General features: G+C 73.9%; 18 protein-coding genes. 5 read left to right on the forward strand and 13 right to left on the reverse strand.

What is annotated here, in order from left to right; genetic code table 11:
• Positions 1-85: 85 nt before the first annotated feature.
• Positions 86-1,000 (forward strand): alcohol dehydrogenase catalytic domain-containing protein, encoded by a 915-nt coding sequence (locus SM452_RS14815; RefSeq protein WP_450066123.1) that lies wholly within the window; start codon positions 86-88, stop codon positions 998-1,000.
• Here the strand turns inward: SM452_RS14815 and SM452_RS14820 are convergent.
• From SM452_RS14820 to SM452_RS14855, 8 genes are all read right to left on the reverse strand, one after another.
• The gene (locus SM452_RS14820) at positions 982-4,146 is read right to left on the reverse strand and encodes an ATP-binding protein (RefSeq protein WP_463840102.1); all 3,165 of its coding nucleotides are present in this window, start codon (positions 4,144-4,146) and stop codon (positions 982-984) included. The genes SM452_RS14815 and SM452_RS14820 overlap by 19 nt on opposite strands.
• Positions 4,146-4,787, reverse strand: coding sequence for a hypothetical protein (locus SM452_RS14825; RefSeq protein ID WP_355514656.1), 642 nt, complete (start codon positions 4,785-4,787; stop codon positions 4,146-4,148). Before SM452_RS14825 ends, SM452_RS14820 begins: the two co-directional genes overlap by 1 nt.
• Positions 4,774-5,766, reverse strand: a complete 993-nt coding sequence (locus SM452_RS14830; RefSeq protein ID WP_355514653.1) for an endonuclease domain-containing protein — start codon at positions 5,764-5,766, stop codon at positions 4,774-4,776. Before SM452_RS14830 ends, SM452_RS14825 begins: the two co-directional genes overlap by 14 nt.
• Before the next feature lie 111 nt (positions 5,767-5,877).
• Complete coding sequence (locus SM452_RS14835; RefSeq protein ID WP_355514650.1) at positions 5,878-6,672, reverse strand: GumC domain-containing protein; 795 nt, start codon at positions 6,670-6,672, stop codon at positions 5,878-5,880.
• The gene (locus tag SM452_RS14840; RefSeq protein WP_463840103.1) at positions 6,669-7,574 is read right to left on the reverse strand and encodes an ABC transporter ATP-binding protein; all 906 of its coding nucleotides are present in this window, start codon (positions 7,572-7,574) and stop codon (positions 6,669-6,671) included. Before SM452_RS14840 ends, SM452_RS14835 begins: the two co-directional genes overlap by 4 nt.
• Positions 7,571-7,942 carry a hypothetical protein gene (locus SM452_RS14845; RefSeq protein ID WP_262015943.1) on the reverse strand — a complete coding sequence of 124 codons (372 nt, stop codon included), beginning with the start codon at positions 7,940-7,942 and terminating at the stop codon, positions 7,571-7,573. Before SM452_RS14845 ends, SM452_RS14840 begins: the two co-directional genes overlap by 4 nt.
• Complete coding sequence (locus tag SM452_RS14850; protein WP_262015989.1) at positions 7,942-8,544, reverse strand: helix-turn-helix domain-containing protein; 603 nt, start codon at positions 8,542-8,544, stop codon at positions 7,942-7,944. Before SM452_RS14850 ends, SM452_RS14845 begins: the two co-directional genes overlap by 1 nt.
• A 78-nt stretch (positions 8,545-8,622) precedes the next feature.
• The gene (locus tag SM452_RS14855; protein WP_463840104.1) at positions 8,623-9,084 is read right to left on the reverse strand and encodes a MarR family winged helix-turn-helix transcriptional regulator; all 462 of its coding nucleotides are present in this window, start codon (positions 9,082-9,084) and stop codon (positions 8,623-8,625) included.
• 94 nt (positions 9,085-9,178) lie between these two features.
• Between SM452_RS14855 and SM452_RS14860 the strand changes: the two genes are divergently transcribed.
• Positions 9,179-10,270 (forward strand): epoxide hydrolase family protein, encoded by a 1,092-nt coding sequence (locus tag SM452_RS14860; protein ID WP_463840105.1) that lies wholly within the window; start codon positions 9,179-9,181, stop codon positions 10,268-10,270.
• 231 nt (positions 10,271-10,501) lie between these two features.
• On the opposite strand, the gene SM452_RS14865 is transcribed toward SM452_RS14860, so the two are convergent.
• On the reverse strand, positions 10,502-10,966 hold the full coding sequence (locus SM452_RS14865) for a DIP1984 family protein (protein ID WP_262015946.1): 465 nt from the start codon (positions 10,964-10,966) through the stop codon (positions 10,502-10,504).
• A 94-nt stretch (positions 10,967-11,060) separates the two neighbouring features.
• Positions 11,061-11,546, reverse strand: coding sequence for a carboxymuconolactone decarboxylase family protein (locus tag SM452_RS14870; RefSeq protein ID WP_463840106.1), 486 nt, complete (start codon positions 11,544-11,546; stop codon positions 11,061-11,063).
• A 167-nt stretch (positions 11,547-11,713) separates the two neighbouring features.
• On the opposite strand from SM452_RS14870, the gene SM452_RS14875 reads away from it, so the two are divergent.
• The gene (locus SM452_RS14875; RefSeq protein ID WP_463840107.1) at positions 11,714-12,595 is read left to right on the forward strand and encodes an RNA polymerase sigma-70 factor; all 882 of its coding nucleotides are present in this window, start codon (positions 11,714-11,716) and stop codon (positions 12,593-12,595) included.
• Positions 12,596-12,621: 26 nt separating this feature from the next.
• The gene (locus tag SM452_RS14880; protein ID WP_355513506.1) at positions 12,622-12,915 is read left to right on the forward strand and encodes a hypothetical protein; all 294 of its coding nucleotides are present in this window, start codon (positions 12,622-12,624) and stop codon (positions 12,913-12,915) included.
• 6 nt (positions 12,916-12,921) lie between these two features.
• Here the strand turns inward: SM452_RS14880 and SM452_RS14885 are convergent, their stop codons facing one another.
• Positions 12,922-13,695: an SAM-dependent methyltransferase gene (locus SM452_RS14885; RefSeq protein ID WP_315985953.1), complete on the reverse strand. Its 774-nt coding sequence runs from the start codon at positions 13,693-13,695 to the stop codon at positions 12,922-12,924.
• A 115-nt stretch (positions 13,696-13,810) separates the two neighbouring features.
• On the opposite strand from SM452_RS14885, the gene SM452_RS14890 reads away from it, so the two are divergent.
• Positions 13,811-14,293 carry a hypothetical protein gene (locus tag SM452_RS14890; protein WP_463840108.1) on the forward strand — a complete coding sequence of 161 codons (483 nt, stop codon included), beginning with the start codon at positions 13,811-13,813 and terminating at the stop codon, positions 14,291-14,293.
• On the opposite strand, the gene SM452_RS14895 is transcribed toward SM452_RS14890, so the two are convergent.
• Positions 14,266-16,641 (reverse strand): glycoside hydrolase family 65 protein, encoded by a 2,376-nt coding sequence (locus SM452_RS14895; protein ID WP_463840109.1) that lies wholly within the window; start codon positions 16,639-16,641, stop codon positions 14,266-14,268. The genes SM452_RS14890 and SM452_RS14895 overlap by 28 nt on opposite strands.
• Positions 16,642-16,749: 108 nt before the next feature.
• The gene (locus SM452_RS14900; RefSeq protein WP_463840110.1) at positions 16,750-17,526 is read right to left on the reverse strand and encodes a prepilin peptidase; all 777 of its coding nucleotides are present in this window, start codon (positions 17,524-17,526) and stop codon (positions 16,750-16,752) included.
• Positions 17,527-17,734 lie beyond the last annotated feature (208 nt).

Consider the following 17,734-nt stretch of genomic DNA (forward strand, 5'->3'; position numbering starts at 1 on the left):
GCACTCCGAAGTGCGTACTTCCCGAAAGAAAGTTACCCCTCCATCGTGGAGCAGGTCACCCCTCAAGAACAAAGGAGACCCGACCATGGGTACGCGTACCTTCCGCACCGCCGTCGTCCGCACCCCGGGCGGACCCGACGCGATCGAGATCGTCGACGTCCCGGAGCGCGAGCCGGGGCCCGGCGAGGTCCGGGTGGCCGTCGCCGCGGCGGCGGTCAACCCCGTCGACCTCGGGGTGGCGGGCGGCTTCTTCCACTCGCTGGGGCTGATCGACCAGCCGCACCACACCGGCCTGGGCTGGGACTTCGCCGGCACCGTCGATGCCGCCGGCCCGGGCGTCGACCTGACCGCCGGCACCCGGGTCGCCGGTCTGGTGGTCGGGTTCGACCGCGACTACGGCACGTACGCCGAACAGCTCGTCGTGCCCGCGGCCGACCTCGCCGTCGTACCCGATGATCTGGACCTGGTGGCGGCGGCGACGGTGCCGCTCAACGGCCTGGCCGCGGCGCAGGTCGTCGATCTGCTCGGCGAGCCGCCCGCCGGCGGCCGGCTGCTGGTCACCGGCGCGGCCGGCGCGGTCGGCGGCTACGTCCTCGCGCTCGCCCCGGCCCGGGGATGGCGGGTGACCGGCCTGGCGCGGGCCGCGGACGAGAAGTTCGTCCGCAGCCTCGGCGCCGACTTCACCACCGCCGCCGAACCGGGCTGGGACGCGGTCGCCGACGCCGCCGCGTGGCAGGAGCAGGCGCTCGCCCTGGTCCGCGACGGCGGCGCGTTCGTCGGCGTGCGGCCCAACGCGCAGCCGGCCGCCGAGCGCGGCGTCACCGTCCGCGTGATCGAGACCCGCGCCGACGGGGTACGCCTCGCCGACCTGCTCGCCCGCACCGCGGCCGATGAACTGCCGGCCCGGGTGCACGCGGTCCTGCCGCTGGACCGGGCCGCGGACGCGCACCGGGCGATGGCTGCGGGCGGGGTACGCGGGCGCTACGTGCTGCGCCCCTGAGCGCCGCGCGCCCGGTCCAGCACCTCCTCGACGGTGAGCGGGCTGCGCGGATGGTGGGTGAGCGACAGCGGGGTGCGGATCTTGCGGGGCGCGGCGCCCTCGGCAGCGAGGTAGAACTCGCCCACCGTCAGGCGGGAGATGTCCGGCACGTCGCCGCCCTTCGCCCGGGCCATCTCGCGGGCCGCCTCGATCTGGATCGGGCTGTTCATCAGCCCGTAGAGCTGGGTCGCCGCGTTGCCGGGGATGCGGTTGTGCAGCCCTTTCGGCGCCTGGGTGGCGAAGATCAGCCCGAGTCCGTACTTGCGGGCCTGGGCGGCGAGCGCCAGCGTGCTCTGGGTGCACGCGGTCATCGCTCCGGACGGGGCGAACGTCTGCGCCTCGTCCATGATGAGCAGCCCGAGCAGCGGGCGGTCACCGGCCGGGTTCTTCTTGATCCAGGCGAACAACGCCATCTGGAGCTGGTTGACGAAGCTCTGCCGTACGTCGTCGGACGGCAGGCCCACCAGGCTGACCACGGAGACGCGGGCCCGTTTGCCGGGTGCGGGGGTGAGGAGCACGCCGGGGTCCATCGGCGTGCCCTCGCCGCCGAACAGCGGGTCGTTCACCATGGCGGCGGTGAGGGTCTGCGCCAGGCTGAGGCCGATCTTGTCGGCGTCGTCCAGGTCGATGATCCCGTCCGGCAGATCGGCGAGCGTGTCGACGAGGCCCTGCAATCGGGAGCCGCCGCGCCGGCCGTAGTGCTCGACGGCCTTGCGCAGCACGGCCAGCCCGAGGTGCGCCCGGGTGGCCCGGCCGGTCACCATGGCGCGTGGCGCGAGCGACGCGACTGCCGCCTCGACGGCCTCGGCGAATTCGTCCGGGTCGTCGCGTACGCCGGTGAAGTCGGGCAGCGGCTGGAAGCTCAGCGGGCGGCCCGAGTTGCGGCGCGGCGTCCAGACGACGACGTCGGTGTGCGCGAGGTAGTCCCGGGCCCGGTCCGCGTCACCCGGCCGCCACTGCGCGGGCGGTTCGGGCCATCCCTCGCCGAGGCGGGCGAGGTCGTTGTTGGGGTCGAGCACGATGGCCGATACGCCTGCCAGCGCGCACTCCTCAACGATGCGGCGGATGAGGACGGTCTTGCCGGAGCCGGACCCGGCGAAGATCGTGGTGTGCTTACGCAGCGCCTCCAGCGCCAGCGGCACCGGTTCCCCGTCGTCGTACCCGTGCCCGACGACGAACGAGGGATCGGCCGGGCCGGTGGCAGCGGCGGCGGCCGGCGACGGCTCGGCGGGCTCCGGCGGCGGTCCGGCGTCGGTGGTCCAGCGGTCCACGTCGGCCAGGGCGTGCTGGAGGAACTTCAGCTCCCGGGTCGGCCGGCGCTCGGCCAGCCAGCCCTGCAGGTCCATGGTGGCCTCGGCGAGCATGACCCGCAGCGCGGAGAGGACTCGCAGGTCCTCCTCGTCGACGCCGAGCGTCTGGCCGCCCGCCGCGGTGAACGCCCCCACCGCCTTGCTGGTGGCCGCGCTGGTCGACCAGGCGCGGTTGCGCAGCAGGAACAGCTTCCGTCGCCCCGATCCGGTGTCCAGGGCGGCGGCCACCGACGCCTTGCGGAGACGGGCGAGTGCAGCATTGCCGTGGTGGTCGTCCCCGATCGCCCGGAAACACCAGTGCACCTGGTCCTCGGTGCGCTCGTCGAGCGTGAGCCGCAGCCGGGCGTGCAGCGGCGGGTCGGTGCTCGGCGGCGGGTCGACGCTGAACGCCTCGCCCGCGTCGCCCCGCTCCAGGATCCAGGCGGTGAGCCCGGCGGCGAGCAGTGGCGGCATGGCCGCGTCCTCGGATGCGCGACGCAGCGGGCCGGTGACGTCGGCGGCCTCCCGCAGTTCGGCGAACCGGGCGTCGTAGCGGTCCATCTCCTCGCCGGTGGCGGTCACCGGGGCGGGCCGGGGAGCCCGGGGTTCCGCGATGGGCGGCTCGCCGAGGCTCGTCATCTCCCGCACCTGGTCGTCGGCGAGGCATTCGCGGATGTGCTTGTCGATCTCGATGAGCAGCTGACGCGGGGTGAACGCACCGGCCTCGGCGAAGGCGCGCGGGGACACCGGCCACGACGGGTACGGCGGCACGAACCCCGCCTCCTGGTAGCGGAGGGTGAACCGCTTCTCGATGATCGCCCGGGCCACGTCGGCGTCGTCGATGCGGCGCAGCGGCGGCGTCTCCCGGAACCGGTCCGCGACGGTGTCGGCGGCGGTGGACTTGATGATGGTCCACGAGTTCGGAATGCAGGCCAGGACGGTGAGCGTGCGCCGGGTCGTCTGCCGTAACGCCATCAGGCCGTCCGCCATCCGGGCCAGCATCAGCGCCTGCTCCGGGCTCATCGCAGCCGCACCGGCCAGGGCGGGATCGCTCTGGATCGCCAGCTGGGCGATGAGCGTGTCGATCTGGTCGATCGCCACCACCGACGGGCCGGTGAGGGCGAGCAGCCAGGACAGGTCCTGAACGATCTGCTGGGCCGGGCGCGGAATGCGGCGCATGCCCCAGGCCGCGCGTTCCCCGGCGGCCACCTCCTCACCGGAGAGGAAGTAGTTCTCCGCGATGTCGCGGTGGGAGATGTCCTCGGAGGCGCTGAGCGCCAGCGCGCGCGCCGTCTCCTGGCAGGTGCGGGCCGCGTGCCTGTCGAAGTCTCCGAGCCCGTCGAGGAAGGCGTCGAGCGCCGCCTTTGTCAGTTCGGTGTCGCCCATGACGGCCCGGCGCGCCGTCCGGGGTGCCCCGACCAGGGCGGACAGTCGCCGCAGCAGCAGTTTGAGCTGCGTCTCGCGGCTGCCGGGCACCGGCCGGGACAGGCCGTCGAGCATCGCGGCGAGCACGCCGTCCCAGAAGCCGCCGGCGTCGAGCAGGCCGACCAGGAAGAAGTAGCCGCCGCGCTCCTGCACCTGCTGGCGGATCACACCCAGCAGGTGGGTCTTGCCGGAGCCGCGCTGACCCTGGACGACCAGGCCGAGCGGGCTGCCGTGCGGGTTCGCCGCGGCCTCGTCCACCCCGGCGAGGACGTCCCGGACGACTGGTACGTGCAGGCCGTCGACGTGGAAGGGCAACGGCCGCCACACGTCGTCGGGCACCGGCGCCCAGTCGAACCGCAGGGCGGCCAACGCGTTCCGTTCCGCCTCGTTCATCACACGCCGATCGCCAGCAGGTGGTTCTCCTGCCCGCCGAGGCGGAGCGCGGCAGCGGTGTCCGCCTCGGTGAGCGTCTTCTGGTTCGACTCCGGCGCGATGGTGACGCCCTCGGACCGGCTGAGCTGCCGCAGCGCCTCGTCCAGGTCGTCGCGGGGCACGTCGGCGAAGAACGGTCGCAGGCGCCGCAGGCTCACCCAGGCGCCGGGCTCGTCGGCGAGCGCCCGGTACGCGGCGACGACACGCGCCTCCAGCGACCCGGCCGGCTCGGCGGCGGGCGCGCGCACGTCGGTGAGCGCGAAGAGTTCGGCGAGCGTCGCACAGCCGCTGCGGGCCAGGACACGATCGCGCAGGTGCGCCTGCACCGCGGTGAGCGCGGCGCCGAGCGCGCTCGCTCCCCGCAGCGTGAAGTCGAGGTCGCTCTGCATCCGTACCCAGCCCTTGTCGTCCAGTTGCAGGGCGTACGTCGAGCCGCTCTTGCGGCTGGCGACGTAGTGCAGGCGGGTGAGCTTGTCGCGCTGCGGCTTGCGTACGACCAGGCCGTAGCGGTCGCGGAGTTCGGTGCTCAGCACCTCCCGCGCCTCGGCCATGAGCACGACGAGGATCGCGCTCTCGGATGCGGTCAGGTCATCGCCGGCCATGGTGCCGTCCTTCCGCCAGGTCTCGGCGACGTGCCCGCAGATACGTGCCGATCTGCGTGACCACGGTGCCGACGTCGTGGATTACTCGGGCGTTGGTGAAGCGCAGGACGGCGTAGCCGTCCAGCTGCAGCTGGACGTCACGTTGCCGGTCGGCCTCGAAGCGGACCGGGCGGCAGTGCTCCGGGCCGTCGATCTCCACCACGCACCGCTCGTCCGGCCACACTAGATCCAGGCGTACCGGCGCGGAAAGACGGTGCGACTGGTAGTTCTGGTTCCATCTCCGTCCGGCCGCCCAACTCTGCGCGGCCAGCGCCGCCTCCAGGCGCTTCTCGGCGTCGCTGCCCGGGTGCGGCCGGCCCGCCACCGGTGCCTGGTCGACGGGCGCGGCCGGCGGTGCGACGCGGAAAGCCGGAAGCCCGTCCAGCCCGGCCGCACCGGCTCCGGCCAGCCAGACCGCCGGGCCACCGTGCTGCACGAGCCACGCGGCCCCGGCCGCCGTCACCGCGCCGTCACCGTGGACCGGCTCGGCGAGCAGCACCACTTTCCGTCTGCCGAACGCGTCGGCGACGAGACGCGCCAGCGCGGCGGCCCGGGCGCGCAGCGGGAGCGTCGTGGTGCCGGGCCGTCGGCCGGTCACCGCGAAGACGGCCAGGTCGGACAGGATCGAACCGGGGTAGCGGTCACGGCGCGAGCGCGCGGCGGCCGCGGCCCGTACGGCGGCGAGCCCGGAGATGTCCGGGCGGACGTCGTGCGCGGCCTCGGGCAGCCAGGCCGGCAGCAGCTCGACGGCGACCCGTTCGAGCCGGTCCAGCACGGCGTGCACGAAGTCCGCGGGCATGGTGCAGGCCGAGACCGGGCGGTGCACGACGGCGGCCAGCTCCGCGTGGTCGCGGGCGATCATCATGGCGACCGCGTCGGCGTCCGCGCCGGGCAGAGCGACGACGCGGTCGGTCGGCAGACCGGCGAGGACCGGGTCCATGCAGTGTCGGCCCTCCCCCACCGTCGACCCCGGACGTCGGATGACCAGACTACGAATCGTCTTCGGGCGGCGCCAGCCCTGATACGCCGGACGGCGACGAAGCGGCGACGCTCAGGTGATGTCGCGGCGCATCGGGACGACCACGGCGAGCGCGGCGGCGGCGAGCGCGTACCCGGTCAGCAGCAGCGCGCCGGCCGCCGGTGGCAGGAGCGCGACGGCGTCGCTGCCGAGCTGCGCGGACATCGCGTCGGCGACGTAGGTGAAGTCGGTGAGTGCGGCGGTGGCACCACCGGGCAGGAGCGGGTAGAGCGCGTTGACGCCGGGGATCATCATCAGTACGGGCTCGGCCAGGTACAGGTAGCCGACCACGACGCACACGGCAGCTACCTGGTTGCGGAGCAGCGCACCCACGCCGGTGCCGACGAGCAGGTACACAGCCATCGCGACGCCGATGCGGGCGAGCAGCGCCAGCACTGTGGGAGCGGGCAGGCCCAGCGACACGCCACGCGCGGCGGCGACGGTGAACAGCGCCACCGCGGCTGCCCCGGCCAGGGCGATCCCGTAGCCGAGGCCGACGATCGCGTGGGTGGCGAGTTTGGCGGCGAGCACCCGCCCTCGGCGCGGCGCGAACATGAACGTGACGGCGGCGGTGCCGTGCCGGTACTCCGACGTCGCAGCGAGGGCGCCGGCGGCGGCCGGCACGAAGGCGGTGAAGCCGAGGATGCCGAGGATGGACCGCAGGCCTTCCTCGGTGTGCAGGCCGGGCATCGGCGGGTCGAAGTTCTCCGGCCCGACGAGCGCCATCAGCCCGACCAGACCGCCGCCGAGCGCGACGGCGGCGAGCAGCAGTCCGGTCCACATGCGGGTGGCCAGGACCCGGCGTAGTTCCGCTCTGAGCAGGTTCATCGGGCCTCCGCCGGGTCGGTGGTCAGGTCGAGGAAGAGCTGTTCGAGGCTTGTGGTCTCGGTGACCAGCTCGTGGATCCGCAGACGGTGGTCGGCGGCGAGGTCGGCGACGCGCGGCGCGTCCAGTCCGCGTACCCGCAGTCGGCCGGGCCCGGCGGCCGCGACGGACCCGGCGGCGGCCGTCAGCGCGGTGGCCAGGGCCTCCGCGTCCGGCGAGGTGACGAGCACCGTCGGCGGGCCGGTGAGCCGGGACCACGGCCCGGCGGCGACGAGTTCACCGCGCCGGATCACCACCACGTCGTCCACCACCTGCTGGACCTCGTGCAGGACGTGGCTGGAGACGAGCACGGTTCGGCCCTCGTCGGCGAGCCGGCGCAGCAGGCCGCGCAGCCACGACATGCCTTCCGGGTCCAGGCCGTTCGACGGCTCGTCGAGCAGCAGGACGCGGGGGTCGCCGAGCAGCGCCGTGGCGAGGCTGAGCCGTTGGCGCATACCGGTGGAGAACTCCCGGGTACGACGGTCGGCGGCCTGCGCGAGGCCCAGCAGATCCAGCAGTTCCGCGACTCGGCTGTCCGGGCAGCCGGCCATCGCGGCGTAGACACCCAGGTGGTCCCGGGCGGTGTGGCCGGGGTGGAACGCGTTGCCGTCGAACACCGCGCCGACGGTCCGCGACGGCTGGGCCAGCCGGCCGTACGGCTGCCCGCCGATAGTGGCGGCGCCGCTGGTGGGCGTCACCAGTCCGGTCAGCATGCGCATCGTGGTGGTCTTGCCGGCGCCGTTCGGGCCGAGGAAGCCGGTGACCGCGCCGGGTCGTACGGTGAACGTCAGGTCGCGTACGGCGGTGACGTCGCCGTAGCGCTTGGTCAGGCCCGACGCCTCGATCGCCAGTCGGTCGCCGGTCATGGCCGGCTCCCCGTCGCCCGCCCGATCGCCTCGGCCAGGTGCGACGCGGCCGGGTCGGAGACGACGACCTCGTCGAACTCCCCGCCGGCCGCCGCGCGGTCCAGCACCAGGTGCAGACCGGGCTGACCGCGCCGGGCCGCCACGAGCTGCCGGGGACCGCCGAAGATGCCCCAGACGCCGACCTTGGCGAAGCCGGACACCGTGTACCCGCGCCGGGCGCCACGGGCCAGCCGGATCGGCTCGTCCACCGGGGCGGCGTACCGCACGGCGGACAGGCGCAGCGTGAACCGCTCCCGCCCGACCCACATCCGTTCCCATCCGGTGAACCGGATGTCGATCACGTCGCGGTCAAGCGTTACCGAGGCCATCAGTCGTCGCCCTTCGTCGTGTCGGAGTCGTGCGCTGACGTGTGCGTGTGCGTGTCGCCGGGGGTCGCCGGGCGCTCGGCGGGCATCAGGACGGTCGCCAGCAGCCGGGGGATCCGTCCGTCGCCGGGGCCTCGGGCGAGCAACGGGCCGACCAGCGCGTTGAGCCCGGCCGCGAACTCGTGCAGCTCGGCGTCGGTCAGGTGCAGGACGAGCTGCTGGTATCCGACGCCGTCGGCGACGAAGTCGACGGACTCCCGGGCGAGGTAGCGGGAGAACTCGGACAGCAGACTCGACACGAACGCGGTGAAGTAGCGCGCGTGGTCCTCCGGCGTCGCCGTCGCCAGGGCCGCCGGGTCCAGCGCGGCGCCGTGCGCGGGCAGCGCGTACACCCGCTCGACGGCCCCGCGGACCTTGCGCTCCTGCACCACGTCGAGCATCCCGGTCTTCACGAGCGTCGCCAGGTGCCGGTAGAGGGTGGCCTGCGGGACGTCGGGCAGCAACTCGACCAGGTCGTGCGTCGTCACCCGGGCACCGGCGACCGCGCGCAGGATGCGGATCCGCACCGGGTGCAGCGCGATCTCCGCCCACCGCTCCATCGACATCGTCACGCCACAGACGTTATCACTATCGATAACGATAACGATAGGGCGGGTAGTGACGGTGGCCGCCGACAGCAGCCGTCAGGCGGGCGGGCGGGTGTGGTGGGCCAGCACCCGCGCCAGCAGCCGGGTCAGCTCCGCGCGCTCATCAGGCGACAGTGGCGCGAGCAGCTCGTCCTGCACGGCGGCGAGTCGCTTCTCCAGCCGCCGCAACTGCCGCCGCCCGGCCGCGGTGATGGTGACGACGTTGCGCCGCCGGTCGGCCGGGTCCGGGCTGCGGGTGACGAACTCCCGCTCGGCGAGTTCGTTGAGCGCCGCCACCACGTCACTGACGTGGATGCCGCTGCGCCGGCCGAGCGCCGCCTGGCTGGCCGGGCCGAACTCGTCGAGCGTGGCGAGCAGCCGGAAGTGGTAGCCCCGGGCGTCGACCGCGGCGAGCCCGTCGCCCACCAGCCGCCCGGCGCGCACGGCGGTCTGGGTGATGAGCCAGCTCGGCAGGCCGGCCAGGCGGGTCGGTACGAGGTCCGGCTCGGAGTTCTCCACCTGCCCAGCCTAGCCGAAAACGTTGGCGCCCCCAACGATCTACGCTATCGTTCGTCGCGCCAACGTTAGTGGCACCAACGATCGGAGTACGACAGTGATCGAGCCGTTCCGCATCCACATCCCGCAGGCCGACCTCGACGACCTGGCCGACCGACTGGACCGCACCCGCTGGCCCGACGAGCTACCGGACGCCGGGTGGGACTACGGCATCCCGCTGGCCCGGGTACGGGAGCTGGCCGGACACTGGCGCACCGCGTACGACTGGCGGGCGGCCGAGGCCGAGCTGAACCGGTACCCGCAGTTCACCACCACCATCGACGGGCAGAACATCCACTTCCTGCACGTACGCTCCGCCGACCCGGACGCGTTGCCGCTGATCCTCACCCACGGCTGGCCCGGCTCGGTCGTGGAGTTCCTCGACGTGCTCGGCCCGCTGTCCGAACAGTTCCACCTGGTCGTACCGTCGATCCCGGGATTCGGGTTCTCCGGCCCGACCCAGGAACGCGGCTGGGACGTCGCCCGCGTCGCCCGCGCCTGGGCCGAGCTGATGCGCCGGCTCGACTACCGGCGGTACGGCGCGCAGGGCGGCGACTGGGGCTCGGTCATCTCCACCCGGCTCGGCGGCATCGACCCGGAGCACGTCGTCGGCGTACACCTGAACTACCTGCCCACGCCCCCGCCACCCGGCTGGACCGGGGAGGCCGCACTGTCCGGCGAGGACCGCGACCGGCTCGCCCGGGTCATGCGGCTCAAGACGCAGCGCCACCCCCACCAGGTGCTCTACGCCAGCCGGCCGCAGACCGTGTCGTACGCGCTCAACGACTCACCCGTCGGGCAGCTCGCGTGGATCGCGGAGAAGTTCACCGAATGGACCGACCCGGGATCGGCCGTCAGCGTGGATCGCATCCTCACCGACGTCTCGGTCTACTGGTTCACCGGCACTGCCGCCTCGTCCGCGCGGCTGGTGCGGGAGAGCGCGTTCGGTGGCCCGCCCGCGCCCTGCCCGCCCCCGCTCGGCGTCGCCGTGTTCGCGCACGACATCACCCGATCCGTGCGGCCGATCGCCGCGCTGACGTACACGATCCGGCAGTGGAGCGAGTTCGACCGGGGTGGTCACTTCGCCGCGCTGGAGGTGCCGGAGCTGTTCGCCGACGACGTCCGGTCGTTCTTCTGGAACCTGCGATGACGCCTGGGACGAGTCGCGGAAGTCCCCTGTCCCACCCTCACCGTCGTGGATCTGCACCTGGTGGTGTGCCGTGCCCTGTGCGCCGTCACCTGTGTCCTGTGCTGGGCATGCGTTGTGTGCCGGGGAGTCGAACCCCTGCGCCTGCCCTCGGCGCGCCAGGAGTGAGCCGGATTGCCCGCCGGCTCTCGGGGGCGTGCACGCCTCCACGTCGGCTACCTGCTCCGCGAATCGTCAGTCCAGCAGGTCGACCTCCCAGTTCGTCCGCTGGATCGTGGTGTCCACCTCGCGGATCTGCCGGGCCAGGTCGTCGGCCTGCCGGCGCAGTTCGGCAACCGGCAGAGCCGGGATCATCGTCAGCTCCGACCGTAGCTGGCGGTAGCCGCGCTGGCCTTCACCGGCGGCGGCGTCCGCCGCGGCGGTGACCACACCGTGCCGCAGACGCAGTACGTCGCGACGCGCCAACGCGTCGGTGAGGGTGCCGCCGTCCACCGTCGTGACGGCGTTGGTCCGGTTGATCCGCCGGATCAGCGTCTCCAGCTCACCCAGCACCTCACCCGCCTCGGCGAGCAGCGCCGAGGCGTCCTCGGCAGGCGCCTCGCCCTCCTGGTAGCGGGCGCTCGCGGTGATGCGGGAACGCAGCCGTTCCACGCGTCGCGCCGCATCCGCCCGCAGCGCAAGGGCCTCCGCAATCTTCATGGCCAGCAGTATGGCGACAGTGGATCACGGGTGTCGCTCCGTTTTCCGCCGGTGGCCCGGCCCGGGGTACCGGGCCGGGCCACCGCTTCGGCGCTCAGCTCATCGCCGCCGCGAACATCCCCGGCTCGTACGAGCCGCCGCGCTGGTGCACGAGCACCGCGAACCGGTTCGCCGCGTTGATCAGCCCGAGCAGGCACACCAGCGCGGCGATCTGGTCGTCGTCGTAGTGCTCGCGTACCTGCTCCCACGTCTCGTCGGACACGCCCTGGTGGGCGTCGGCGAGCCGGGTGCCCTCCTCGGCGAACGCCAGCGCCGCGCGCTCGGCCTCGGTGAACACTGTCGACTCACGCCAGGCGGCGACCAGGTTCAGCCGGACCGCGCTCTCGCCGCCGGCCACCGCCTCCTTTGTGTGCATGTCGATGCACCAGCCGCAGCCGTTGACCTGGCTGGCCCGCAGCGACACCAGCTCCTGGACGGTGCGGGGCAGCGACGACTGGTGGATCACCAGGCCCGCGCCGGCGAAGCGCTTCATGAACGTCGCCGAGACCTGGTTCTCGAACAGGTTGAATCGGGTCTGCATGGTGGCGCCCTCTCTGCTCAGGTGAGTGTCTGACGAACACGAGATGCCGGAGACGCGTCCGGCGTGACGGCGACGCCGGGTGAGGACCGCCACAGCGACCCGGTGTCACACGGCGGCGGCGGGCGGCGTCTGGTGGGGAACGCAACCGAGCGGCGAAGGAGTCAGTCATGGCGGACCCGGCCACCGAGGACTTCCTCGCGCACCGGAACCTGCTCTTCACCGTCGCGTACGAGATGCTCGGCTCGGCCGCCGACGCGGAGGACGTGGTGCAGGAGACCTGGCTGCGCTGGGCCGGCGTCGACCTCGACGAGATCCGGGACCGGCGCGCCTACCTGGTCCGGATCGCCACCCGGCAGGCGCTGTCCCGGCTGCGCACGCTGGGCCGGCGCAAGGAGTCGTACGTCGGCTCGTGGCTGCCCGAACCGCTGCTCACCGCACCCGACGTCGCGGACGACGTGACGCTTGCCGAGAGCGTGTCGATGGCGATGCTGCTGGTGCTGGAGACGCTCACACCGACCGAGCGGGCCGTGTTCGTGCTGCGGGAGGTGTTCGACGTCGGCTACGACGAGATCGCCGAGACGGTCGAGCGCACCCCGGTCGCCGTGCGGCAGATCGCGCACCGGGCGCGGGCCCACGTCACCGCGCGCCGCCCCCGGCGTACCGTCCCGGCGGCCGAGGCCCGCGACGCGCTCGACGCATTCCGGCGGGCGGTCGAGACCGGCGACCTGGACGGGCTGCTCCGCGTCCTGGCCGCGGACGCGGTGCTGGTGGGCGACGGTGGCGGGATCAAGCAGGCGATCGCCCGGCCGGTCACCGGCGGCGACAAGGTGGCCCGCCTGCTCGCGGGCGGCTGGCGCCGGGTCGCGGCAGTGGCATCGATGGAACCGGTGCAGGTCAACGGCTACCCGGCGCTGCTGGTACGCCTCGACGGTGAGCTGGACACCGTGGTCGCGGTACGCCTCGACGATGGCCGGATCAGTGGCCTCTACGCGGTGCGCAACCCGGAGAAGCTGTCCCACATGACCCGCGAAACGACGCTGCGCCGGTGAGCAGGCGATCGTGCGACGATCGGGCGATGAGCAGCGCCGCCTCCCCCGACGTCAGCGCCCTCGCCATCAACGTCACAGTGCCGGAGGAGTTGCGCTGGACCGACACCCGGCGCGGCGAGGAGTTCACACTGACCACGCTCAACATCAGGCTGCTGCCGGACGGGCGTCTCGCCGCGAAGGCGTACGGCCGGCCCACATCCGGCGGACGCGGCGCGTACGTGTCGTTCCGGGTGCCGGACCGGCCGGAGCTGGCCGCGCTCGTGGCGGCGGCGGCCGACCGGGCCGCGGCGCTCTGGGCCGCGCACGGCGGCCTGGACTGACCGCGCTCAGCGGCGGACGCCGACCCCGCCGTAGCCGTGCGACACCGCGGCCTGCGGCTCCCCGTCGGGCCGCCAGTCCGCCACCCTGACCAGGCCCGGCTCGACCAGCTCGTAGCCGTCGAGGAAGCGGGCCACCTCGTCGCGCGTGCGGGGCACCAGCGGGGAACTGCTGCGGCGGTAGATCGCGGTGCCCTGCTCGGTGGGCAGCGTCGGCAGGCCGTCCAGGGTGAGGTGGGACAGCGCGAGCACGCTGCCCGGGACCGTCGCGTCGCGCAGCGTCGCCACCGCCGCGTACGGGTCGTCGTCGTCCGGCACGAAGTGCAGCACCGCGAGCAGCAGCACCGCCACCGGCTCGCTCAGGTCGATGGTGTCCCGCAGCGTCGGGTCGGCAAGCAGCTCGCCGGGACGCCGCAGGTCGCCCTGGAGCACGACGGTGCGGCCGTCGGTGGGCAGCAACCGCCGGGCGTACGCGACGGCGACCTCGTCGTGGTCGACGTAGACCACCCGGGCGTCGGGGCGTACCGCGCGGACCACCTCGTGCACGTTGCCCTGGGTGGGCAGGCCCGCGCCGATGTCGAGGAACTGGCGGACGCCCTGCTCGGCCGCCCAGCGCACGACCCGGCGCAGGAACGCGCGGTTGCTCTGCGCGGCGACGCCGGTGTCCGGGAAGATCTTCAGGACCTCCTCGGCGGCGGCCCGGTCGGCGGCGAAGTTGTGGCAGCCGCCGAGGTAGTAGTCGTACATCCGGGCGACATTGGGTCGGTTCTCAGCCTCCGTCACGCCTCGATGTCTAGCACTCTGCGCGACACACCGCTGACCCGTCGTGTCGACGATGCGGCCGATCCCGGTCTCCACCTGGTACGACGGTGGGACACGCCGGCGCGAGGAGGTACCGATGACAGGTGAACGGGAGACAGTGGAGGTCGAACCGGCGGTGTTCCGCGCCGTGTACGACTCGCCCGCGTCACTGCCCGGGCGGCACCGGTGGACCACCCCGGAGGCGGACGTGCGGCGGCTGGAGAAGCTGCTGAACATGCCGGCGCGCAGCATCGGCGCGCCGCTGTGGGTCAGCGGCGACGAGCCGGACTGCCCGAAGTGCGGGCGGCGGGTCACCTGGTACGACATCGCCGCGTCCGCGCTGCACGGCGTGCACGACCACACGATGATCGCGCGGGTGATCCTCGGCGAGCGCAAGTACGTGAACACCGAGGTGCCGGACGCGATCCCCGGTGTCCACTGTGCCGACTGCCGCACCCCGATCACCGGGCTGCGCAGCTTCAAGTGCCACAACTGGGCGTACGCGTTCGGGGCGCTGGAGGAGGTCGTCGCCCGGATGTCCGGCCTGCCGGTTCAGTCGCCGCCGCCCGCCGTTTCCTGAGCGCGCCGTTCCGGACGGCGGCCGGGCGGGGCCTGCGGCTCGGGGCCGGGATCGGGCACCGGCGGCATCGGCCGGGTGACCGGCCCGTCGCCGGTGACCCGGAGCTGTTCGCCGTGGTGCCACAGCTCCACCGCGTCGCCCGGCCCGGCGTCCGGCAGCTCGTAGCGGGCCTCCCGCCCGGTGAGCGTGACCCGTAGCCGGTGCCCGTGCCGGCGCAGGTGGAACACGAGCCGGGTGATCGGCCGGGGCAGGCGCGGCTCGAACGCGAGCACGCCCCGGTCGTCGCGCAGCCCGCCGAAGCCCTGCGCCACCACCAGCCAGGCGCCGGCCAGGGACGCCAGGTGCAGCCCGTCGGCGGTCTTGTCGCCCAGGTCGGCGAGGTCCTGGAACGCCGTCTCGGCGAACAGGTCGTACGCCAGGTCGAGGTGCCCGACCTCGGCGGCGAGGATCGCCTGCGCGGACGCCGACAGCGACGAGTCCCGGACGGTCCGCGCCTCGTAGTAGGCGACGTTGCGCGTCTTCTCCTCGGCGGTGAACTCCCCCGGGCAGCGCAGCATGGCCAGCACCAGGTCGGCCTGCTTGACCACCTGCTTGCGGTACAGCTCCTGGTAGGGGAAGTGCAGCAGCAGCGGATAGTCGTCCTCGCCGGTGCCGGCGAAGTCCCACTCCGGCTGCGCGGTGAAACCGGCCGACTGCTCGTGCACACCGCGCTTGCCGTCGTACGGGACGAACATCACGTCGGCGGCGGCCCGCCAGCCGGCCACCTCGGCCGCGTCGACGCCGAGCCGCGCGGCCACCTCGGGACAGTGCTCGGCGGCGTCGGCGGCCCCACGCAGGTTGCGCCGGGACATCAGGTTCGTGAACACGTTGTCGTCGACGAGCGCGGAGTACTCGTCCGGGCCGGTGACGCCGGTCAGGTGGAACGCGCCGCCGTCGTCGAAGTGGCCGTAGCCGTGCCACAGCCGGGCGGTCTCGATCAGCACCTCGGCGCCGCACTCGGCGAGGAACGCGGTGTCGCCGGTGGCCGCCACGTACCGCAGCACCGCGTCGGCGATGTCGGCGTTGACGTGCAGGCCCGCGCTGCCGGCCGGCCAGTAGCCGGAGCACTCCCGGCCGCTCAGCGTCCGCCACGGGTAGGTGGCGCCGGTCAGGCGCAGCTCGGCCGCCCGGTCGCGGGCGTCGGGCAGGTGGGCGTGCCGCCAGCGCAGCGCCGAGCGGGCCAGCTCCGGCGCCAGGTACGTGAGCACCGGCAACACGTAGCCCTCGGTGTCCCAGAGCACGTGCCCGTCGTAGCCGTTGCCGGTCAGCCCCTTCGCCGGGATGGTCCGGTCGCCGTCGGCGCGGCCGGACTGGAGCAGGTGGAACACCGAGAACCGCACCGCGAGCTGCAGCTCCGGGTCGCCGTCCAGCTCGACGTCGGCGGTGGCCCACGCCGCGTCGAGCGCGGCGCGCTGCTCGGCGAGCAGGGCGTCGAACCCGTCGGCCCGGGCCGTGTCCGCCTCCGCGACGACCAGGTCGGCCAGCTCGCCGGCCGGGGTGCCGTCGACGTCGGCGCATTCGTACGCGGCGAACCGGGTGACCCGGATCCGCTCGCCGGGGCGCACCGGACCGGACAGCGCCAGCCGGAACCGGTCGGCGGTCAGCTCGGTGCCGGTGGCGATCCCGTCGGGCGCCTCCACCCGGTGCGCGACGGCGACGGCGACCCGCTGGCCGCTGCGCCCGGTCCGGTGCACGAGCACCCCGTCGAGGCCGTCGTCGCGGCGGATCTCGCCGGTGAGCGGGTCGTGGATCACCGAGGCGGCCCGGGGGTCGTCGGCGCGTTCCGGCACCCGCTGGTTGGCGAGCAGGTCGGCGCCGACCCGCAGCCGGACCGGCTCGTCCAGCGGTTCGACGGCCCAGTCCACGGCGGCGACCGGACGGCGGGTCAGCGAGACCAGGCGGGTGCTGCGGATCCGCACACCCCGGCCGCCCGGCGAGACCCACTCGGTCTCCCGGCGGACCACCCCGGCGCGCAGGTCCAGCTCCTGGTGGTGCCGCCGGATCGTGCCGGTGCCCAGGTCCAGCGGCTCGTCGTCCACCCAGAGCCGGATCAGGGCGGCGTTCGGCGCGCTGATCACGGTGTCGCTGCGTTCCGGGAACCCGTACCCGCTCTCCGGGTAGGTCAGCTCGTGCTGCTCGTGGAACCCGTTGAGGTAGCTGCCGGGCATGCCGCAGGGCTCGCCCTCGTCGAGCGTCCCGCGCCAGCCCACCCAGCCGTTGGCGAGCGCGAAGACGGACTCGGTCTCGCCCAGCCGGTCCAGGTCCGCGCTCGTGCGCCGGATCCGCCAACCGTCGTCGCCGTGCGGCACGTGCCCTCCCGAGTCCGAAGCCTGGACCGCCACCGAACCAGACCCGGCTGGGAGGCGGCTGGGACTCCGATACCCGTGACGAACCCGCCCGCACCTGCGGGTGGGCGATCACACGGTGACGAGCACCAGCGTGGCGGCGGTGCCGAGCACCAGGAACGGCCCGAACGGCAGGTGCCCGGACCAGCGGACCCGCCGGGCGGCGAGCAGCGCCACCCCGGCCGACCCGGCGAGGAGGAGCGCGAGCACCAGCCCGGCCACCAGCACCGGCCAGCCGTACCAGCCGAGCAGCGCGCCCGCGCCGAGCGCCAGCTTGGCGTCGCCGAGACCGAAGCCGCGCCGCCCGAACAGCAGCGTGGTCGCGGCGAAGCCGCCGCCGAGCGCCAGGGCGGCCAGGACGGCGCGTACCAGCGGGTCGACGCCCGGGCCGGTCAGCGCGGCCACCCCGAGCATCGTCCACACGCCGGCGGCGGCCGGCCAGGTGAGCCGGTCGGGCAGGCGGTGCGCCATCGCGTCCACGATCGTCATCGGCACCGCCCAGACCAGCCACCACGCCAGCGCCAGCCGCGCGGCGGGCGCGCCGCCGGCGAACACCGGCACGGCCACCGCGAGCAGCAACGCCACCTCCACCACCGCGGGCGCCGCGCCGACCCGGGCTCGGCAGGCCGGGCACCGGGCCGCGGGGCCGAGCGCCGGCAGCGGCCGGTCCAGCCCGATCGGCGTGCCGCAGCCGTCGCACGCCGTCCGGTCCGGACACCCCGGCGGTACGGCGTAGCGCGCCACCGCCAGCCGGAGCAGGGGTACGACAGTCAGGGCGGCGGCCAGCCGGGCGCTCGGACGGCCGGCATCGGCCACCGGTCCGGTACGCCGCACCCGTTCAGCCGTCATATCGGATCCCCCGTCCGGTCGCCGTGCGTTCCATCGTGGAGCACGCAGAGTGATTTATCGATCGTGCGAATGTGACGGGGGAAGCCCGCGGCGGCGTGCGGCGCGACGCGCGACCGGCCGGGACGAGCCACGGCGTGAACCCCGGCGGACCGGCGGGACGGATCGGACGAGCGGCATGCTCCCCACCCATACCGGCGGCCCGTCGTCA

It is taken from the genome of Micromonospora sp. SYSU B005, assembly GCF_055362685.1.